At 72.0% G+C, this 19,614-nt stretch carries 17 protein-coding genes; 9 read left to right on the top strand and 8 right to left on the bottom strand.

What is annotated here, in order from left to right; genetic code table 11:
• The first annotated feature begins 641 nt into the window (after positions 1 to 641).
• Positions 642 to 1,592 carry an alpha/beta fold hydrolase gene (locus tag IE263_RS12155; protein WP_189935265.1) on the top strand — a complete coding sequence of 317 codons (951 nt, stop codon included), beginning with the start codon at positions 642 to 644 and terminating at the stop codon, positions 1,590 to 1,592.
• Between the two features lie 188 nt (positions 1,593 to 1,780).
• On the opposite strand, the gene IE263_RS12150 is transcribed toward IE263_RS12155, so the two are convergent.
• The 3 genes from IE263_RS12150 to IE263_RS12140 form a co-directional block, all read right to left on the bottom strand.
• Positions 1,781 to 3,370: a transporter gene (locus tag IE263_RS12150; RefSeq protein ID WP_229910924.1), complete on the bottom strand. Its 1,590-nt coding sequence runs from the start codon at positions 3,368 to 3,370 to the stop codon at positions 1,781 to 1,783.
• On the bottom strand, positions 3,367 to 4,158 hold the full coding sequence (locus tag IE263_RS12145) for an ABC transporter ATP-binding protein (protein WP_189935263.1): 792 nt from the start codon (positions 4,156 to 4,158) through the stop codon (positions 3,367 to 3,369). Before IE263_RS12145 ends, IE263_RS12150 begins: the two co-directional genes overlap by 4 nt.
• A 72-nt stretch (positions 4,159 to 4,230) precedes the next feature.
• Entirely contained in the window at positions 4,231 to 4,893 is a 663-nt protein-coding gene (locus IE263_RS12140; protein WP_189935261.1) for a bifunctional DNA primase/polymerase, read from the bottom strand.
• Positions 4,894 to 5,181: 288 nt separating this feature from the next.
• Between IE263_RS12140 and IE263_RS12135 the strand changes: the two genes are divergently transcribed.
• Entirely contained in the window at positions 5,182 to 6,567 is a 1,386-nt protein-coding gene (locus tag IE263_RS12135) for an NsdA family TPR-like regulatory protein (protein WP_189935259.1), read from the top strand.
• 201 nt (positions 6,568 to 6,768) lie between these two features.
• Positions 6,769 to 8,649 carry a hypothetical protein gene (locus IE263_RS12130; protein ID WP_189935257.1) on the top strand — a complete coding sequence of 627 codons (1,881 nt, stop codon included), beginning with the start codon at positions 6,769 to 6,771 and terminating at the stop codon, positions 8,647 to 8,649.
• 21 nt (positions 8,650 to 8,670) lie between these two features.
• Here IE263_RS12130 and IE263_RS12125 read toward each other — a convergent pair whose 3' ends face one another.
• Positions 8,671 to 9,987 carry an ABC transporter substrate-binding protein gene (locus IE263_RS12125; protein ID WP_189935255.1) on the bottom strand — a complete coding sequence of 439 codons (1,317 nt, stop codon included), beginning with the start codon at positions 9,985 to 9,987 and terminating at the stop codon, positions 8,671 to 8,673.
• A 117-nt stretch (positions 9,988 to 10,104) separates the two neighbouring features.
• Between IE263_RS12125 and IE263_RS12120 the strand changes: the two genes are divergently transcribed.
• Entirely contained in the window at positions 10,105 to 10,608 is a 504-nt protein-coding gene (locus IE263_RS12120; RefSeq protein WP_189935253.1) for an SCO4402 family protein, read from the top strand.
• Between the two features lie 118 nt (positions 10,609 to 10,726).
• Positions 10,727 to 11,611, top strand: coding sequence for a formyltetrahydrofolate deformylase (gene purU, locus IE263_RS12115; RefSeq protein ID WP_189935251.1), 885 nt, complete (start codon positions 10,727 to 10,729; stop codon positions 11,609 to 11,611).
• A 122-nt stretch (positions 11,612 to 11,733) separates the two neighbouring features.
• Here the strand turns inward: purU and IE263_RS12110 are convergent, their stop codons facing one another.
• Positions 11,734 to 13,080, bottom strand: a complete 1,347-nt coding sequence (locus tag IE263_RS12110) for a zf-HC2 domain-containing protein (protein WP_189935249.1) — start codon at positions 13,078 to 13,080, stop codon at positions 11,734 to 11,736.
• On the bottom strand, positions 13,077 to 13,658 hold the full coding sequence (locus tag IE263_RS12105; RefSeq protein ID WP_189935246.1) for a sigma-70 family RNA polymerase sigma factor: 582 nt from the start codon (positions 13,656 to 13,658) through the stop codon (positions 13,077 to 13,079). Before IE263_RS12105 ends, IE263_RS12110 begins: the two co-directional genes overlap by 4 nt.
• 348 nt (positions 13,659 to 14,006) lie before the next feature.
• Between IE263_RS12105 and IE263_RS12100 the strand changes: the two genes are divergently transcribed.
• Positions 14,007 to 14,387: an STAS domain-containing protein gene (locus IE263_RS12100; protein ID WP_189935399.1), complete on the top strand. Its 381-nt coding sequence runs from the start codon at positions 14,007 to 14,009 to the stop codon at positions 14,385 to 14,387.
• Here IE263_RS12100 and kilB read toward each other — a convergent pair.
• On the bottom strand, positions 14,384 to 14,851 hold the full coding sequence (gene kilB, locus IE263_RS12095; protein WP_229910923.1) for a plasmid transfer protein KilB: 468 nt from the start codon (positions 14,849 to 14,851) through the stop codon (positions 14,384 to 14,386). The two genes, IE263_RS12100 and kilB, sit on opposite strands and share 4 nt — an antisense overlap.
• A 190-nt stretch (positions 14,852 to 15,041) precedes the next feature.
• Here kilB and IE263_RS12090 point away from each other — a divergent pair, with 190 nt between their 5' ends.
• The gene (locus IE263_RS12090; RefSeq protein ID WP_189935244.1) at positions 15,042 to 15,554 is read left to right on the top strand and encodes an EF-hand domain-containing protein; all 513 of its coding nucleotides are present in this window, start codon (positions 15,042 to 15,044) and stop codon (positions 15,552 to 15,554) included.
• Positions 15,555 to 15,572: 18 nt separating this feature from the next.
• On the opposite strand, the gene IE263_RS12085 is transcribed toward IE263_RS12090, so the two are convergent.
• Positions 15,573 to 17,129, bottom strand: a complete 1,557-nt coding sequence (locus tag IE263_RS12085) for a class I adenylate-forming enzyme family protein (protein WP_189935242.1) — start codon at positions 17,127 to 17,129, stop codon at positions 15,573 to 15,575.
• Between the two features lie 161 nt (positions 17,130 to 17,290).
• Between IE263_RS12085 and IE263_RS12080 the strand changes: the two genes are divergently transcribed.
• Positions 17,291 to 18,478 carry an amidohydrolase family protein gene (locus IE263_RS12080; protein ID WP_189935240.1) on the top strand — a complete coding sequence of 396 codons (1,188 nt, stop codon included), beginning with the start codon at positions 17,291 to 17,293 and terminating at the stop codon, positions 18,476 to 18,478.
• Positions 18,478 to 19,611: an acyl-CoA dehydrogenase family protein gene (locus IE263_RS12075; protein WP_189935395.1), complete on the top strand. Its 1,134-nt coding sequence runs from the start codon at positions 18,478 to 18,480 to the stop codon at positions 19,609 to 19,611. Before IE263_RS12080 ends, IE263_RS12075 begins: the two co-directional genes overlap by 1 nt.
• The last annotated feature ends 3 nt before the right edge of the window (positions 19,612 to 19,614 follow it).

The raw sequence follows: 19,614 nt of genomic DNA, 5'->3' as shown, positions 1-19,614 counted from the left end.
GTCGGGCACCGGGCCGAGAGCCGGGTCTGGCGCCGAGCCGAGAGCTGAGTCCGACGCTCGGTCGAACGCCGGTCCGAGCTCTCGGTCAAACGTTGAGCACTGTTCAACTCCTGGGGCCCCCGGGGCAGTTGAGGCGACCCGTCGATGTCGTCGAATCGGGGATTCCCTGTGCCGAATCGCAGCGCTCCGGCGCTTCGCGTGCCACCCTGTCGCGTGAGGCATATGACCTGAGGGGGCGGGATGCTGTGCCGCAGGCGAAAGGAGGGCCCCGGTGCCGTGTGGCACCGGGGCCTGTCCTCCCCTGTTCTGACCCGGAGCCCCGAGCTCTCAGGGTCATTCCCCTCGGACCGGTTTCCCCGAGCGGTCCGCCTCCCGCTGAAGATCTCCCCTCAGCAGCGGCGATCATTCCTTCAGGGTGGTCACTCGAACGAGGGGTGTTGCTCGCGGAGACGAGCATTTTCGAATAGGCATTCGATAGCCTGCGTGTGACGAGGCCCGCCCGTGACGGTTCACGCAGGGCGTGCGATGAGTGAAAGCAGTGGGCAGCACAGCGGTACGACGGCAGACACGACGCGTGACCGGACCGGCCGGCTCGAGCGGGAGCGAGGGGTCCGAGCAGAGCTAGGGGGGTGCCAGGACCTATGGCGCGACGCATCGACGTGGCCGGGGCGGGCGGCGTACGCCTGGCGGCCTGGGAGTTCGGCGACCCGCCGAAGGGCGACCCGGCGGACAACGGGTCGGAACCCCTGATTCCGTCCCAGTCGGCGGGGGAGGGGGCCGCGAGGACCGACCCGGAGCGCACGACCGGCGATCTGCCGGAGCGCACCACCGGCGTCCTGTTACTGCACGGTCTGATGGGACGGGCCTCGCACTGGGCGTCCACCGCCCGCTGGCTCTCCGAACGCCACCGCGCGATCGCCCTCGACCAGCGCGGCCACGGCCAGAGCCACAAGCCTCCCCAGGCCGCCTTCACCCGCGAGGCGTACGTCGAGGACGCCGAGGCCGCCCTCGAACAGCTCGGCCTCGCCCCCGCCGTCCTCATCGGTCACGCCATGGGCGCCCTGACCGCCTGGCAGCTCGCCGCCAAGCGCCCCGACCTGATCTCCGGCGTGATCATCTGCGACATGCGGGCCTCCGCGCTCGGCGCGGCCTCCCAGCGCGAGTGGGCCGACTGGTTCAAGTCCTGGCCCCTCCCCTTCGCCACCCTCGCCGACGTCCGCAAGTGGTTCGGCGAGGACGACCCCTGGGTGGAGCGCCCGAACCCGGCCCGCGGCGAGTTCTACGCCGAGGTGATGCACGAGTCCGCCGACGGCTGGCGCCCCGTCTTCGAACCCGAGCAGATGCTGAAGTCCCGCGAGACCTGGGTCTACGACGCCCACTGGGAGGAACTCGCCCAGGTCCAGTGCCCCACCCTGGTCGTCCGCGGCCTCGACGGCGAGCTGGGCCGCGCCGAGGCCCAGGAAATGGTCCGTGTCCTCCCCCGCGGTGAGTATGCCGAGGTGGCCGACGCCGGCCACCTCGTCCACTACGACCAGCCGGAGGCCTGGCGGGCGGCGATCGAACCGTTCCTGGACGGGGTGCTCACACAGTGAGAGCAGGGCGCCTTCTCGTCTGCGCGGCTGTGGCTGCGGCTGCGTAGGCCAGTGCGGGTTGTGGGTGGTCGCTCGCTCCCCCACTCTCGGCTTCGCTCGAGCGGGGGGACCCCATCGCGGCGGAGCCGCATATCGACACAGCCTCGCGCCCCTGAGGGCGTGCAGTAACCCCTCACCAGAGGATCCCGTCAGCCTTTGCTCACCGCCGTAAGGATCTCCGGGAGCCGCTCCGCTGTCCGCGGTGCCGCCAGCCGTAGGCCGAGCCAGGTGATCGCGGCCCCGTAGGCCGTCCCGCTCGGCAGCAGCAGCCAGGTCCAGCTCTCGCCGCCCGCGCTGACGTTCAGCCAGATCGTCAGGGCGATGACGGGGGCGCACAGCAGGGCGGCGGCGACCATGCCGCCGAAGATCGCGATCCAGGCAAGCCCCACCTGGCCGGGGGCGACGTTCTTGTACCCCTCCTGCGGGATGGAGTACGGAAAGCGGGCCGAGGTCCAGGCACCCGTCGCCAGCATCGCGCCGAGCAGCGCGAAGGACAGGCCGAGCGCCTCCGGCAGCTTCGCCCAGTCGCCGAGCAGGGCCGTCGTCAGGACGGTCACGAGCGTCGCGTACGGCAGGGTGATCGCCAGCAGGGCCAGGGCACGCGCGCGTAGTTCGACGTAGGCGTCCCGCCGGGAGGAGATCGTCATCGCGACCATCCAGAACGCGGACGTGTCCTGCCCGAACTGGTTGTACATCTGGATGCCGAGCATCCCGGCGGCGAAGCAGGCGAAGTAGATCGAGCCAGTGCCCTGCAACGCGTTGAACACGGGCACGATCAGCCCGATCGCCAGCGAGGTCACCCAGGCCGCCTTGGTCTTCGGATCGCGCCAGACGTAGCGCAGGCTGCGTTCCATGACCGTGCCGGTACGGCCGCCCGGCAGCAGCCGCCGCAGCCCCGCCGAGGACCGCCGGTCCCGTACGGTCGGCTCGGCGGCCTGGAGGGTCGAGCCGTCCGGCGCGGTCATCAGCCGCGTCAGAGTCCGTGCCCACAGCGCCACCAGCAGCGCGAGCGCCCCCGCGCTCACCACCAGGCGCGCGACGGCGACGCCGTACGCCCCCTCGCTCGCCGCGTCCACCGCGCCGACCGCGGACGCGGGCGGCACCCAGGCCAGCACCTCCGCCGCCGGATCGAGCTGCCCGAGCCCCGCCGAACCGAGCCGCTGCGCCCCGAAGTTGACGACCTGCGCCCCGATCGCGATGACCAGCCCGCTCAGCACCGCCAGATCGCGTCCCTTACGGCTGGTCAGCAGCCGGATGTTGGCGGCGGCGACGGCCCGCGCGAGCGCCACGCACACCAGCAGTGCGAGCACGACGCCGACCACGGCGACGCCGTACGCGAACGCCCCGTGCCCCACGGCGATCACCGACCCCACCAGCATCAGCACCGTGAACAGCGGTCCGATGCCCACCAACGACGCCAGCAGCAGCGCCCGCACCAGCGGCCGGGGCCGCAGCGGCAGCATCACCAGCCGGGTCGGGTCCAGCGTCTCGTCCCCGCCGGGAAAGAACAGCGGCATCACGGCCCACCCCAGCCCCAGCACGGCGACCAGCAGCACCACCAGCGAAGCAGCGTGCTCATGCTCCCGCAGCGCGATCAGCCCGACCAACTGCAGCGCGGCGAACAACAACGTCGCGACGGCGGACGCCACATACGCGGCCCGCCGCCCCCCGGACTGCCTCAGTCCGTTCCGCAACAGCGACAGCTTCAGCCGTACGACGGTGGAGGTCAGGCCGGTCACCGGGCGCCGCCGCCCAGCCAGTCGAGATCGGAGCCGGCGTCCCGCCCCTGCGCGCCGACGAGTTCGAGGAAGGCCTGCTGCAGCGAGGGAGCGGTCCCCCGCACCTCCTCGAGGGGCCCGTGGGCCCGGATCCGCCCCGCCGCCATCACCGCCACCCAGTCGCACAGCGACTCGACGAGCTCCATGACGTGGGAGGAGAAGACGACGGTCGCACCGGAGGCCGTGTACCGCTCCAGCACCCCGCGAATGGTCTGCGCGGACACCGGATCCACACCCTCGAACGGCTCGTCGAGGAAGAGCACTTCGGGATTGTGCAGCAGCGCCGCAGCGAGACCGATCTTCTTCCGCATGCCGGTGGAGTAGTCGACGACGAGCTTGTGCTGGGCGCCGGCCAGATCGAGGACATCGAGCAGCTGCGTGGCCCGCTTGTCGACCTCGGCCCCCGGCAGTCCCCGCAACCTCCCGCTGTATCCGAGCAGTTCACGCCCCGACAGCCGCTCGAACAGCCGCAGCCCCTCCGGCAGCACCCCGATCCGCGCCTTCACCTCGACCGGATCCCGCCACACGTCGTGCCCGACGACCTCCACGGCCCCCTGATCGGGCCGCAGCAACCCGGTCACCATCGACAGCGTGGTGGTCTTCCCGGCCCCGTTGGGCCCGACCAACCCGATGAACTTCCCGGCAGGCAGATCGAGATCGATCCCCGCAACGGCAACTTGCTGCCCGAACCGCTTCCAGAGCCCACGCACACGTACGGCGGCTGCACCCGTGACTGCCTCGGAGGTCATGAATGAACCCTACGGCGGGGAAACGCGCCCCGAAGGGGCGCGGGGCTGTGCTCGATGTGCGGCTCCGCGCCCCTAACGATCCCTGCCGCACGCGTAAGCAAGCGGCGAGATCAACTCCTCCACATCCGGCAGCCACCGATTCGCGGCAGTCGGCCGGCAGGCCCACTGCACAGCCCCCCGGGACCCGAACCGCGTGGGCGGCGCCGCCACATACGTGCCCTCACCCAACGCGACGAGATCGAGTGACCCCAAGGACCAGCCGAGCTTCCGGACCAACTCCGGCACCTTCACGGACGCCCCCGGCAGCACGAAGAAGTGCATCCGGCGGTCAGGCGTCAACGTCACAGGCCCCAGCGTCAACCCCATCCGCTCCATCCGCGCCAGCGCCAGAAACCCCGCCGTCTCCGGAACGGAGATCGAGTCGAACGTCCGCCCGGTGGGCAGCAGGATCGAGGCGGTCGGCTGCTTCTGCCACATGCGCCGCGCGACGGTCGCGCTGCCCGTCGCCTGGGTCGCCCAGTCGGGGCGTGACGGATGCGCACCCGGCGCGCCGCACGCCGCGTCACCGCAGGAGCACCGCTGCACCCCCTCGACGGCTTCCAGCCAGGTGCCGGGGAAGACGTCCCAGTGACGCTCCTCGGCGTAGCGAACAGCGGTCTCCAGCAGCGATTCCCCGCGCTGCTTCGGGATTTGGGTGGCTTCGGTGCCCGCGATGGTCTCTTCCACGATGAACACAACTCTGGGCGTCACCAGGGGTTACGCCCGCCCGCGTGCGCGGGGGAGGAGCATCGATTCCCCGTCCGGGGCGCATGGGTGCACGGGTGGGGGCGCGCAGGAGGAATGAGCGCGGGAGCGGGTAGTCACGCTTGGGGGTCGGCTTCCGCCTTTACCCCGGCAATCCTCGCATGCCTCGCATTTTCGCTGTGTCCGCGGGGCATTGATCTTCACGGCCGGATCTTTTCGGTGGAAGACACGTCAACTCGGTGCGCGGGAAAGGCACCGCAGCCACAGGGGGTAGTGCCAATGGCCGCAAGGCCTCTCGTCGCGCGGCAGCCGAACGAACGGCTGCAGGCGCTCATCCAGGAAGCGGGATGCTCGAACGCCGGGCTCGCCCGCCGCGTCAACATGTGCGGCGCCGAACACGGCCTCGACCTGCGCTACGACAAGACGTCCGTGGCCCGCTGGCTGCGCGGACAGCAGCCGCGGGGACGCGCCCCGGCGATCATCGCCGAGGCCTTGGGCCGCAAACTCGGCCGTACGGTCACGATCGACGAGATCGGCATGGCCAACGGCAAGAACCTCGCGTCGGGTGTCGGTCTCCAGTTCTCGCCGACGGTACTGGGGGCCATCGAGCAGGTCTGTGAGCTGTGGCGCAGTGACGTGGGCCGCCGGGACTTCCTTTCGGGATCGTCCGTGGCCGCCTCGGCGCTGGTCGAGCCGAGCCGTGACTGGCTGATCTCCTCGCCCGACGCGCAGGTGGCGCGCTCGGCGGGTCCTCGGGTGGGCCTGTCCGACGTGGCGGCCGTGAAGGCGATGACCCAGGCGCTGGTCGACCTGGACCACCAGTACGGCAGCGGGCATGTGCGTCCGGTCGTCGTGCACTACCTGAACAGCGTCGTCTCGGGTCTCCTCGCCGGCTCGTACCGGGAGGCGGTGGGGCGTGAACTCTTCGCGTCCGTGGCCCGTTTGACCGAGCTGGCGGGTTACATGGCCGTCGACACCGGACAGCCCGGCCTCGCCCAGCGCTACTACATCCAGGCCCTGCGCCTCGCCCAGGCGGCCGGCGACCGCGGCTACGGCGGGTACATCCTCGCCGCCTCCATGAGCCACCTCGCCGCCCAGCTCGGAAACCCGCGTGAGATCGCCCAACTGGCGCGGGCGGCGCAGGAAGGGGCGCGGGGGCGCGTGACACCGCGCGCGGAGGCGATGTTCCACGCCGCCGAGGCGCGCGGACACGCGCTCATGGGCGACGTACGGGCGGCTCAGGTGGCGTCCGGGCAGGCGGAGGCGGCGCTGGAGGCGGCCGATCCGGCCTCCGGTGACGACCCGGCGTGGATCGCGCACTTCGACGAGGCCTACCTCGCCGACGAGTTGGCGCACTGCCACCGCGACCTGGGGCAGGCGGAGGCGGCGGCGCGCTGCGCGGAGCAGTCGCTGGCCGGGCATCCGGAGAGCCGGGCGCGACGGCGGGCCATCGGTTATGTGCTGTTGGCCACGGCCCAGGTGCAGCAGCGCGAGGTGGAACAGGCCTGCGCCACCGGCATGAAGGCGGTGGAGTTGCTGGAGACGCTCCGCTCCAACCGGGGCGCGGAGTACCTGGAGGACCTCCAGCAGCGGCTGGAGCCGTTCCGGGAAGAGCCGGTGGTCAGGGAGTTCGGGGCGCGCCTGGATCTTCAGGCCGCCGCGTGAACGGACGGGGCGCCGGGGCGTGAACGGCAGGGAACTGCCCGACGTCGCGCGGGGCGTGACGGATACAGCGCACGGCGCTCCGGTTCCGTTACACACCTCACTGGGAGGGAGATCACGTCCTGAGCTGCGTGGCACGGGGTTCCGGGGACCCGGTAGCGTGAGCCGACGATTCCGAAAGGTCCCCCATTCGTAGGAGTCCCGGTGACGCAGAGTGGACAGGGCGAGGAGCCCTCGGCGCGGCCCGCGCGCGAAGGCATCGTGCTGCCCTCCGACGGCGGGGAGCCCCTGCTGCCGGGCATGGCGAACAGCCCCTACGACGGCCCGCAGCAGTACGGGCAGCAGGCGCCGCAGGCGTCCGCGCCCGCCGGCGGGCAGACCTGGGGCCAGCCGTGGGGCCCCGGCCAGCAGCAGCCGGACCAGGGCTGGCCGCTCCCGGCGGACCAGCAGTGGGACACACCACAGCAGACGGCCCCCGACGCATGGGGCGCCCCGTCCGGCCAGGGCCCGGGCCCGCTGCCCCCGGAGGGCGCCCCGGCCCCGACGTACGGTCAGGGCACCCCGGCCGCACCCCTGCCGCCGCCCGCCGACGAGGGGGCGACCCAGTACATACCGCCGGTCACGTCCGCCCCTGCGGACGAGGGGGCGACCCAGTACATACCGCCGGTCACGTCCGCCCCTGCGGACGAGGGGGCGACCCAGTACATACCGCCGGTCAAGTCCGCCCCCGCGGAGGACGGCGCCACCCAGTACATACCGCCCGTCCCCGCCGCCCCCGCGGACGAGGGCGCGACGCAGTACCTCCCCCCGGTCGGCCCGGGCGCCCTGCCGCCGGAGACCCCGTCGGAGTCGACCCACTTCCTGGGCCGCGCGCCTCAGAGCGGGCCGGGGCCGATGCCCGGCGCGGGCTCCGTTCCGGGCGCCGGCGCGCACGCGGGCGCGAGCTCTCTTCCGAGCGCGGGCGCAGGCCCCCTCCCCGGCGCCGGAGCACCTTCGGGTGCTGGTCCGCTTCCGGGCGCAGGCGGGCAGCCGGGCGCGGGTTCCCTCCCGGGCTCGGGCGCGTACGCCGGCGCGGGCTCCCACCCGGGCGCCGGGGCGCACGCGGGCGCAGGCCCCCTCCCCGGTGCTTCCAACCCCGACGCCGAGGCCACGCAGTACATCCCGCCGGTGACCGGGCAGGGCCCGTACGGAGGACCCGGCGGACCCGGCGGGGACCGGCAGCCGCCCGCGGGGTTCGAGAACCTCTTCCGGAGCGCGACCGGGGGTGACGCGCCGGCCGCGTCCACGCAGCAGTTGCCGCGGTTCTCGGAGCCGGAGGGCGTCGGGCACGGCGGCTACGGTCCCGGGCCCGGCTACTCCGGCGACCGGCCCTCCTACGCCCCGCCCGGCACCGGCGGGGGCAGACGCGGTGTGCGCGATGACGACGATCATGAGCGGGGCCGGGGAGGTCGTACCGGATCGCGTGTGCCGTTGTTCGCGGCGCTCGGGGTCGGGCTCGCCGTCGTCGGGGTCGGCGCTGGGGCGCTGCTCGCCGGCGGGGGCGGTAGTGACCAGGGCGGCGAGAACAAGACCGTCGCCGCGTCCGCCCCCGCGACCGAGGGTTCCGCCTCGGCGTCCGCCGACCCGGCCGAGCAGCAGGCGATCGCGTTGGACAAGCTGCTCGCGGACAGTGGCAGCAGCCGCGCCAGTGTGATCAGCGCGGTGGCCGATGTGAAGGCGTGCAACAACCTCGCGCAGGCCGCCTCGGACCTGCGGGACGCGGCGAAGCAGCGCAACGACCTGGTGACCAAGCTGTCGGGGCTGACCGTCGACCGGCTCCCTGACCACGCCGCGCTGACCACCGCCCTGACGAAGGCGTGGGAGGCGTCCGAGTCCGCCGACAACCACTACGCGGCCTGGGCCGACCAGGTCGCCGCCAGCAAGAAGCAGAGCTGCAAGAAGGGCACCGCCCGCACCACGGCGCAGACACAGGCCGGCAACCGCGCGAGCGGCACCGCCAGCACCCAGAAGGCGCAGGCCGCGAAGCTGTGGAACGAGATCGCGAAGACGTACGGGCTGACGCAGCGGCAGCCGACCCAGTTGTAGGTGCCGGCGGGCGCGGGCGGCTCAGTCGACGTCCGCGTTCTCCAGGGTCTTCGTCACGTCGACGAACGCCTCCTTGGCGGCGACGAGCCGGCCCTGCTTCACGGTCTGCAGGGTCACATTGGCGTTGACCAGGCGCGGCAGGCCGATGGAGGCGAGCTTGTCGGTGAACTCCCAGCGCAGGTTCGGCGTGAGCCCGCCCGTACTGACCTTCAGCCCGTCGTCCAGCGCGCCCCGTACGGTGTCGGCGGTCACCTCGCCGTCCTCCAGCGACTCCACGGCCTGGCGGAACACGCTGTACGCGATCCAGGTGGTCTGCACCCCCGGGTCCGTCGCGTCGATCCGGGTGTCGGAGAACGCCTGCTCGCTGATGACCTTCTTCATCGCGGCCCAGCGCGAGTCGTTCGCCGCCGGGTACCAGCCGGTGACGTACGCCCCCTCGTACGGGCTGGACGCGCCGCCGGTGGAGTTGATGACCGTCTGGTCGACGCTGCCGAGGACGGTGGCGGTCCGGACGGAGGTGTAGTCGTCGCGGGTGCGGCGGAAGGAGTCCATGAAGGTGCTGGTGCGGTCGCCGAGCGCCGGGACCACGCACCCCTTCTCGCCGGGGTCGGCGGTGGCCTGGTCCAGGGCCGCCTCGGCCTGCGCCGAGTACTCGGTGGCGTCCTCGGCCGCCCGCTGGTCCTTGGCGGCGTTGTGGCCGCCCGCCGTGAGCCCGGCGTTGAGCATGGGGGGCAGCGTGTCCCCGGCGATGGTGTCGGGGCGGACGAGGGCGACGGGACCGCAGGCCGTGGCGAGCTCCTTGCCGAGGCCGGCCAGCAGGGTGGACTGGCCGCCGTTGACGGGGTAGGACAGCGGGCTGGTGAACTCGGCCTTGGTGACGCCGTAGCCGCCGATGTAGGGGATGCCGGCGCCTTCCAGCTGCGGGAAGAAGGACTCGGAGTGCTGGCTGTAGGAGCCGACGACGGCGACCGCGTCCTCCTTGACCGCACGCCGGGCGCACTTCGCGGCGTCCACGGTTTCGTTGCGGTCGTTGCAGGTCAGCACCGTCAGCTTGCGGCCGTTGATGCCTCCGTTGGCGTTGACCCAGCGGGCGTAGGCGCGGGCGAAGGCGGGCATGCCGGGCTTGTTCGTGGCGGCCGTTCCCTCGGGGGCCCAGGTCATGACGACGATCGGATCGTCCCCGGAACCCCCCGTGGTTCCGGGGATGACCCCACAGCCGGCGGTGAGCGACGCACAGGCCGCCAGGGCCGCCGCCGACAGGACGGTTGCGCTGACGGACCTGGGGAAGCGGATGGACCTGGGGAGGAAGGCTCCTCGCGAACGTCGCTTGCCGGTCATGGTTCCGCACCATTCCGCCACATCGCTAACCTGAGAGTGCTCCTCGGTCAACGAAAGGTGACGTACGGGTGAATAGCGGGGGTCTGTGAGGCTCGCGTGACCGAGAACGTACGATCGATGACCGTGCAACAAGGTTCGGAGAACTCTTCCCGTCGCGGCCGTCGCTCCTCCACCATGGGCGGCATGCCACTCAACGACATGCCGTGGTGGCGCTGGCGCAGCAATGTGCGCTCCGCGCTGCACATGCTCTCCGACCCTGTGTTCCAGCGGGACGTCTGGCTGGCCGGCGTCGACGGGTACGGGGACGTCACCGACGCCGTGTACCGCCTGGTCGAGGACACCTGGCTGGACAACTGGTCCGCCGAGAAGTACGTCGGCACGATCTTCCGGGACTCGCAGGAGGCGGCCCTCGTCGACACCGCGGTGCTGCGCGTGCTGCGGATCATGCACCAGGTCGGGCCGGACGCCCCGGTCTCCGCGTACGTCGACCACGCAGGCTGGCCGGAGGCGGTACGGGCGGCGCGCGACGCGCACGTCCGCATGGCCGCGGCCGACGGGGAGGACCCGGATGCGCCCCCGCGCACGCTCGAGGTGCTGCGGATCCTGACGAGGTCCGCGTAAGGCCCGGTCCGCGTAAGGCCCGGTCCGCGCAGGTCCGGTCCGCGCAAGCCCGGTCCGCCAGGTCCGGCCTGCGGACGGAGTTCCGCCGGGCCCGGGCCGTCATGAGACCCTGTCCTGCATGAGTGAGCAGTCCACCCGAGCCGCGGCGGCCCCCGCCGACCAGTACGTCCTCATCCTGTCCTGCCCCGACAAGCAGGGCATCGTGCACGCCGTGTCGAGCTACCTCTTCATGACCGGCTGCAACATCGAGGACAGCCAGCAGTTCGGCGACCACGACACGGGACTGTTCTTCATGCGCGTCCACTTCTCGGCGGAGGCGCCGGTGACCGTGGACAAGCTGCGGGCGAGCTTCGCGGCCATCGGTGACTCCTTCCACATGGACTGGCAGATCCACCGGGCCGACGAGAGGATGCGGATCATCCTGATGGTCAGCAAGTTCGGCCACTGCCTGAACGACCTGCTGTTCCGCGCCCGGATCGGCGCGCTGCCGGTGGAGATCGCGGCGGTGGTCTCCAACCACACCGACTTCGCCGAGCTCGTGGGCTCCTACGACATTCCCTTCCACCACATCCCGGTGACGAAGGACACCAAGGCGGAGGCCGAGGCCCGGCTGCTGGAGATCGTCCGCGAGGAGGACGTCGAGCTGGTCGTCCTCGCCCGGTACATGCAGGTCCTCTCCGACGACCTGTGCAAGCAGCTCAGCGGGCGGATCATCAACATCCACCACTCGTTCCTGCCCAGCTTCAAGGGGGCGAAGCCGTATCACCAGGCGCACGCCCGGGGTGTGAAGCTGATCGGGGCGACCGCGCACTACGTGACCGCCGATCTTGACGAGGGGCCGATCATCGAGCAGGAGGTCGAGCGGGTGGGGCATGACGTCACGCCTGACCAACTGGTCGCCATCGGGCGCGATGTGGAGTGCCAGGCGTTGGCCCGGGCCGTCAAGTGGCATGCCGAGCGCAGGATTCTGCTGAACGGGCGGCGGACGGTCGTTTTCGCGTAGCTCGTTGCCGTCCGCGGGTGCGGATCGTCGCCGTCTGCGGGTTGTGGGTGGCTGGTCGGGCCCACGCGGCGGAGCCGCATCCTGAGACAGCCCCGCGCCCCTCAGGTAGCTGCACTCACCCCTTACATCCGGCTCAGGGACGCGGCCGCGAACAGCACGTCCCTGATCGCCTCCCTGTCCCCCACCTGGCCCGCCGCCGCCTCCTCGGGCGACACATGACCCGCCGCCAGCCTGCAGAACTCCACGTCGTCCAAGGCGATGTGGGCCACCTGGTGGTCGGCCGAGCCCACCGCGCCCGGTGCGTCGAGCGGGATGAGCCAGTCACCGCCGCCGCGGCCCTCGATCTCCAGCCGCAGGCTGCGGCCGGGCTGCCCGGCGGTCACGAGATGACGGGTCGCCGCCGGGGAGGCGAGGCCTGCGCGGCGGCGTTCGGCGAGGGCGCCGGGGAGCATGCGGGCGGCGAGGTCGATCATGCCGTGGAGGTGGCGCGGCGCGGGAGCCGCGTAGGGATAGTCGACCGCCTCCGCGATGTCCTCGGCGTGCACCCAGCACTCGAAGGCGCGGTCGACGAGCGCGTCCCGCAGCGGCAGCTCGAAGTCGCCGTACGACACCGGAAGGGTGCCGGGGGCCTCGTCGGCGCGGGAGGCGCCCCCGGTGAAGGAGACCGTGCGGACGAGGGCGTGGGTCTGCTCCCGCCACGGTGCCCGTACGGAGCGCGTCGGCGGGAAGTGCGAGGCCTCCCAGAAGGCCTCCGTCCGCTCGGCGGGCGTCCCGGCCGGCTTGGCGCCGGCCAGCGGGTCGTCGAGGCCCAGGGCGAGGGCGACCAGCCCGTCCACCGCGAGCAGATGGGCGATGACCCCGGCGACGGTCGTACGGCGGCTCGTCGGGCCCTCGCCGCGGAACCAGCGCAGCCGCACGGGCGCGTGCCACTCGGCGTCCCCGAAGTCCTGCAGCAGGGCGTCCAGGCGGGCGGTCTCGGCGTCGTACGGCGTCGCCCAGTCGGGGACCGGGATACGGGGCGGGCGCCGGTCCAGGCAGCCGTCCAGGACGCGGGTGCGCAGGCCGGGGTCGAGGTCGAGGCTCTCGGGCCGCTGAAGCAGGCCGACGGCCTCGCGCAGCCGCCGTGCCTCGTCGGCGCAGGAGCCGCAGGTGCCGAGGTGCTCCTCGACGGCCGCGGTCTCCTCGGCCGAGCAGGCCGCCAGCGCCCACGCGCCCAGCAGCGACTTGAGCACCCGATGCTCCAGGTGCGGGGGCGCGAGGCCGGCGAGGTCGGGCAGCGGCAGTTCGCCGTCCTCGACGGAGGCGCGGGGGAGGGGGATGCGGGGCGGTTCGCCGGGGGCCGGTGCTGGGGCCGGGTGTGTGCGGTCGCCGTCGCCGTCACGAGGGCTTCCGAGGCCGTTCTTCGCCTCCTCGCCCTGGTCGTCCCCGGAGGGTCCGTCGTACGCCTCGAAGGGCCCGCCGCCGCTCACGCCGCACCTCCGTAGCCGGGCGGTGCGCCCGGGGCGGCGGTGTCGTGGGCCGTGGACAGGAGTTGGAGGCCGAGGCGGAGGCGGCGGCGGGCCTCGTCCTCGGTGACGCCGAGGTCGGCGGCGGTCTGGCGGTAGTCGCGGCGCTGGAAGTAGGCGAGCTCCAGGGCGGCGCGCAGCGGGGTGGGCATCGACTGGACGATGTAGTCGGCGCGGGCGGCGACGGCGGCGTGGCGGACCTTGCTCTCCAGTTCCTCGGTGGTGCCGGGGCCGCCGCGCGCGAGGGCCGCGGTCTCGGTGGCGCGCAGCCGCTGCACGGCGAGGCGGTGGGTCAGGGTGGCGACCCAGGTGCGCAGGGGGCCCTGCTTGGGGTCGTAGGAGTCGGGGTGTTCCCAGACGTGGGCGAAGACCTCGCGGGTGATGCCGTCGGCGGCCCGCTCGTCTTCGAGCACGCGGTGAGCAAGACCGTGCACGAGCGAAGCGAACCGGTCATAGAGCTCACCGAGGGCGGCCGCCTCCCCGCGCGCGAGCCGCTGTTGCATCCTGCGGTCCCAGCGGGGCGATGCGTCCTTCTTCGCCATGCGGCCCCCTCGCCCTGTGCGTCTCTGCGTCCAGCGTGCGTCCACCGTCACCTCGAATGTAGTCGGCACGTCCGGCAGCGCACGCTCCTTTGGTGCAATGTGCGCCCCCTGCCGAGCGCGAGGTGGTAAAGGACCTTTCCCGAGCCGTGTCTGCCCGCCCTCCCAAGATCAGGCTCGATCGCATCGGACTGGAAGAGCATCAAGACAGATCGAACAGGACTGAAACCGACTGAAACAAGCCTCTTTCTCTTTCCTTCGGCTTTATGTTCGGCGTTTCGGGGAACGGCCGGTGGGCAGCCGCGCTGCGAGGAAGCGAAGGGAAAGCTTCCGTTCCGGCGAATGAAGGGCGTGGTGGTGGCGTTCAAAGTGACCGGCGGCGAGCGGAGCGGATGGGCCGTGCTCCATGTATCGGGCGAGTTGGATCTGGTGACGTCGCCCGTGCTGCGTCAGCGGATCCACGACGAGGTGGCCGAAGGCCGCCACAGTCTCGTCCTCGACCTCTCCGAGGTGCGTTTCTGCGACTCCAGCGGCGTCGGCGTCCTCATCGCCGCCCGCCGCCTCATCCGCTCCTGCCGGGGCCGCCTGCGCCTGATCCTCCCGGCGCGGGGAGCGGTCGAGGACTCCCACGTCAACCGTGTCCTCGGCGCCCTGGGCGTCCGCCGGCTCTTCGACGTGTACGGGGACGTCACGGACGCCGTGGACGACGGAACCGAGCCGCTGTCGGCCTAGGACGCCTCCAGCGTGCCCTTGCCAGGACACCTCGAGCGTCCCTTGGCCGCGGACACGAACTCCCTCACCTGTGTCCGGGTGTCGTCCCGGCGCCGGTCCAGCTCGGGGCGGTTCTCGGCCTTGTGCAGCTGGTCGATCCGCGCCGGCGCCTGGCGTCCGCGCTCGACGAGGGCGTCGTCCGCCGCCGGCATCTGCACCCGGAACAGCGCCTCCTGGGCCACGGACCGCAGCTCGTACCCGTCCATGCGGATCTGATGGCACTCCTCCGGGGTGCCGTCCTCGTGCTCCCGGAACCACCGGTGCACCAGGATCCGCCGGTAGTTGACCAGCGCCCCCGCGTACGCGCTGCAGGCGTCCATGCGTTCCTGCCGGAGCCGCTCGTCACGCGTGAACCGCTCCGTACGCTCCACCGACCGCAACGGGAACCGGTGGGTGAGTCCGGCACCCAGCAGGGTCCCCAGCACCGCTGTGACACTCGCCGCCACCGCTTCCCCGTCTGACAGTTGATCACATCACGGCTCGGCCACACGCCTGTCCCGAAATTCCCCCGGTCTTGGCACAACCGTCACCTTCCCGCTGCCGGAGCGTCGTCGGCGTCGTACGCTCCCTGCCGGAAGCACCCCCACGCAACGACGTAAGGCGGCCCGAGGAGACATGGTCAGCAGCGAGTACGAGCGCAGGATCGCCGGCCGGTTCGCCACCTTCGACCAGGACGGCAACGGCTACATCGACCGCGAGGACTTCGGCGGCGCCGCCAAGGCGCTGCTCGCCGAGTTCGGCACTCCGGCCCGGTCGGACAAGGGACAGGCCCTGTACGTCGGCGCCGAGGCGTTCTGGCAGGGCATGGCGGGGATCGCGGACCGGGACGGCGACCAGCGCATCAGCCGGGACGAGTTCGTCAACGGCGCGGTCAAGCGGCTGCGCGACAATCCGGACCGGTTCGCCGAGATCGCCCGCCCCTTCCTGCACGCCGCTCTGGACGTCGCCGACACCGACGGCGACGGCTACGCCACCGTCGAGGACACCGCGCGCGTGCTCGCATGCCTGGGTGTGCCCGAGTCCGCGGCCGCCGCGGCCGCCCGCGCCCTCGACACCGACGCGGACGGCAAGGTCGGCGAGGCGGAGATCGTGCCCGCGTTCGCCCGCTACTTCACCGTCCCCGAGTAGCCGCTGCCCGCTTGTCCGTCAGGCGCCTCCCGTCCCCGAGGCGCCTGCCTTCCCCGAGGCGCCTGCCGTCCCCGAGTACCGCTCCCGCAGCTTGTACTTCAGCACCTTCCGCAGCGTCTCGTTGCGCGGAAGGGCGTCCACGACCTCCAGCTGCTCCGGCAGCTTGTGCGGCGACAGTCCCTCCGCGCGCAGATACGAGGTCACCGCCTCCAGGGTCAACTCCCGGGTGCCCGGCGGCTGTTCGGCCGGCTCGATCACGGCGCACACCCGCTCCCCGCGCTCGGGATCCGGCAGCCCGATCACCGCCACGTCGCCCACCCCCGGATGCGTGTGCAGCAGGTCCTCGATCTCCTTCGCCGACACGTTCTCGCCCTTGCGGATGATCACGTCCTTCAGCCGCCCCGTGAGCACCAGATGGCCGCCGTCCGTCACACGCCCCAGGTCACCGGTGCGCAGGAAGCCCTCCTCGTCGATGGCCTCCGCCGTCTGCGCCGGGTCCAGATAGCCCTGGCAGACCGCCTCGCCGCGCAGCCGCACCTCCCCGTCCACGATCCGTATCTCCATCCCCTCCGGCGGCCGCCCCTCGGTCGTCGCCAGGTTGTCCGCCGTGTCGTCCGGCGACCCCATGGTGATCATCGGCACCTCGGTCATCCCGTATCCGTGGGTGAGCTGCACCCCCATCTCGCGGACGACGGCGTGGTACAGCTCCGGCGGCTTGGGCGCCCCGCCGCCGGCGAGCAGCCTCAGGCTCGGAATCACCGGGGAGTCCGGCTGCTTGCGCTGCTCGGCGAGGAACATCGAGTAGAACGCCGTGGACCCGCCCGCCACCGTGACCCCGTGACGGCGGTACTCCGTCAGCGCGTCCGGCAGCGCGAACTGCTCGAACATCACCGCCGGGAAGCCGTACAGCAGCAGCATCACCGTGTAGTCGGGGCCGGCGATGTGGGCGTAGGGGAAGGCCATCGAGCCGACGTCGTCCTCCGACAGACGCAGCGCGTGGGCGAGGCAGGAGCCGCCCGCGATCAGTGAGCGGTCGGTGTGCAGGACGCCCTTGGGGTCGGAGGTGGTGCCCGAGGTCCAGTAGATCCAGCGGACGGAGGTGCCGTCGGTGGGCGGGGCGGGCAGGACGGACGGGTCGCCGGCCGGGAGGTCGTCGTACGCCTCGAAGACGCCCTTCGCGCCGAGCCGTCGGGCCATCTCGCCGTGGTCGAAGCCGCGCAGGACGCCCGGTACGGCGAAGAACTCCGCCTTGGACTCGCGCAGGGCGAAGCCGACCTCACGGTCGCGGTAGAAGGGGATGACCGGGCTCTGGACGGCGCCCAGGCGGGCCAGCGCGAAGGTGAGGACGGCCGTCTCCAGGCGGGTGGGGAGCTGCCAGGCGACGACCGTGCCGGGGCGTACGCCCATGTCGTACAGGCCGGCCGCGGTGCGCTCGGCCCGCTCGCGCAGTCCGCCGAAGGTCAGGACGCGGTCGCCCTGGAGGAGGACCGGGCGGTCGGGGGTGAGGGCGGCGCGGCGGGCGAGCAGGTCCCAGAGGGTGCGGGACGTGCTCAGGGCGTGGGCGGTGTCGGTCACGGCGACCCCCTCGAGAGCTGACGGACAGTCAGATAGTGGGCAGAGCGTAGGGCCGGCCGCCTTGTCGGTCCAGGGGTCGCGGACTAGCCTGCTGGGCAGAGTAAATCTGACGGTCCATCAGATACGGCCGTCGCAGAGGCGTCCGCCAGGCGGAGGGGACCATGACCGAACTGCCCCGCATCATCAGCGTCGACGACCACGTCATCGAGCCCGCGCACCTCTTCGAGACCTGGCTGCCGCAGAAGTACCGCGACCGTGGCCCCCAGCCGCTCACCGCCGGGATCGGCGAGCTGGCCTACATCGGCGGCAAGTACCAGATCACGATGGACCCGGACGGCCAGCTCACCGACTGGTGGATCTACGAGGACCTGAAGTTCCCGTACAAGCGCAACATCGCCGCCGTCGGCTTCGACCGGGACGAGATGACGCTGGAGGGCATCACGCGCGCGGAGATGCGGCGCGGCTGCTGGGACCCGAAGGCGCGCCTGGCGGACATGGACCTCAACCACGTCGAGGCCAGCCTCTGCTTCCCGACCTTCCCGCGCTTCTGCGGGCAGACCTTCGCCGAGGCGCACGACAAGGAGGTCGCGCTGGCCTGTGTGCGCGCCTACAACGACTGGATGGTCGAGGAGTGGTGCGGGGACAGCGGCGGGCGGCTCATCCCGCTGTGCCTGATCCCGCTGTGGGACATCGACCTCGCGGTCGCCGAGATCCGGCGCAACGCGGCCCGCGGGGTGCGCGCGGTGACCTTCTCCGAGATCCCCACCCACCTGGGCCTGCCGTCGATCCACTCCGGCTACTGGGACCCGTTCTTCGCGGTCTGCCAGGAGACCGGGACGGTCGTCAACATGCACATCGGCAGCAGCTCGCAGATGCCGGCCGCCTCGCCCGACGCGCCGCCCGCCGTCCAGGCGTCGCTCAGCTTCAACAACGCCATGGCCTCGATGATGGACTTCCTCTTCAGCGGGGTCCTGGTGAAGTTCCCCGACCTCAAACTCGCCTACTCCGAGGGCCAGATGGGCTGGATCCCCTACGCCCTGGAACGCGCCGACGACGTCTGGGAGGAGCACCGCGCCTGGGGCGGGGTGCGCGACCTGATCCCCGAACCGCCGTCGACGTACTACTACCGGCAGATCTTCTGCTGCTTCTTCCGCGACAAGCACGGGGTGGCGTCCCTGGACGTGGTCGGCCGGGACAACGCGACGTTCGAGACGGACTACCCGCACGTCGACTCGACCTTCCCGCACACCAAGGAGGTCGCCCTCGACCACGTCAAGGGCCTCGACGACGAGACCGTCCACAAGCTGATGCGGGGCAACGCCATCCGCATGCTCGGCCTCGACCTGTGATGGACTTCTCGGACAGCCCGCAGGACGAGGAGTTCCGGGCCCGCCTGAAGGAGTGGCTGGCCAAGGCGCTCCCCACGCTCCCGCCGAAGCCGCCCCCCGACGACTGGCCCGCCCGCAGGGCCTACGACCTCGGCTGGCAGCGGATGCTGTACGACGCGGGGTGGGCGCAGGTGCACTGGGACGCGTCGCCGACCGAACGGCTGATCTTCCTGGAGGAGACGGAGAAGGCGGGCGCGCCCTACGTGGGCGCCAACTTCGTCGGGCTGCTGCACGCCGGGCCGACGATCGCCGCCGAGGGGACGCCCGCCCAGCGCGCCCGCTGGCTGCCGCCGATCCTGCGCGGCGAGGAGGTCTGGTGCCAGGGCTTCAGCGAGCCCGACGCCGGCTCCGACCTCGCGGCGCTGCGCACGCGCGCGTGGCGCGACGGAGACCACTATGTGGTGAGCGGCTCCAAGATCTGGACCTCGCACGCCGAAGTCGCCGACTGGTGCGAGCTGTTGGTGCGCACCGACGCCGAGGCGCCCCGGCACCGGGGCATCACCTGGCTCGCGATGCCGATGGACGCACCCGGCGTCACCGTACGGCCGCTGCGGACGCTCGCCGGGTCCGCCGAGTTCGCCGAGGTGTTCCTCGACGAGGTGCGGGTGCCCGTCGCCCACCGGGTCGGCGAGGAGAACGACGGCTGGCGGGTGACGATGGTGACCCTGTCCTTCGAGCGCGGCACGGCCTTCGTGGGCGAGGTGGTCGCCTGTCGGCGCGTCCTCGTCGAACTCGCCCGTGAGGCACGCCGGAACGGCCGCTGGGACGATCCGGGCGTGCCCCGGCGCCTCGGCCGGCTGAACGCCGAGTTCCGGGCGCTGTGGCGGCTCACACAGTGGAACGTGAGCGAGGCGGAGGCCTCCGGCGGGGTGCCCGGGGTCGGGAGTTCGGTTTTCAAACTGAGGTACTCGCACATGCGCCAGGAGCTGTACGACACCGCCGCCGACGTCCTGGGCGACGGCGCCCTCGACCTCGACCGGCCCTGGGTGCTCGACCGGCTGTCCTCGCTGTCGTACACCATCGCCGCGGGGACCTCGCAGATCCAGCGGAACATCGTGGGCGAGCGGATCCTGGGGCTGCCGAAGGGGCGGTGAACG

Origin of the sequence: Streptomyces aurantiogriseus (assembly GCF_014649375.1) — a bacterium.
Classification (GTDB): Bacteria; Actinomycetota; Actinomycetes; order Streptomycetales; family Streptomycetaceae; genus Streptomyces; species Streptomyces aurantiogriseus.
This window is presented reverse-complemented; position numbering and strand designations above follow the sequence as displayed.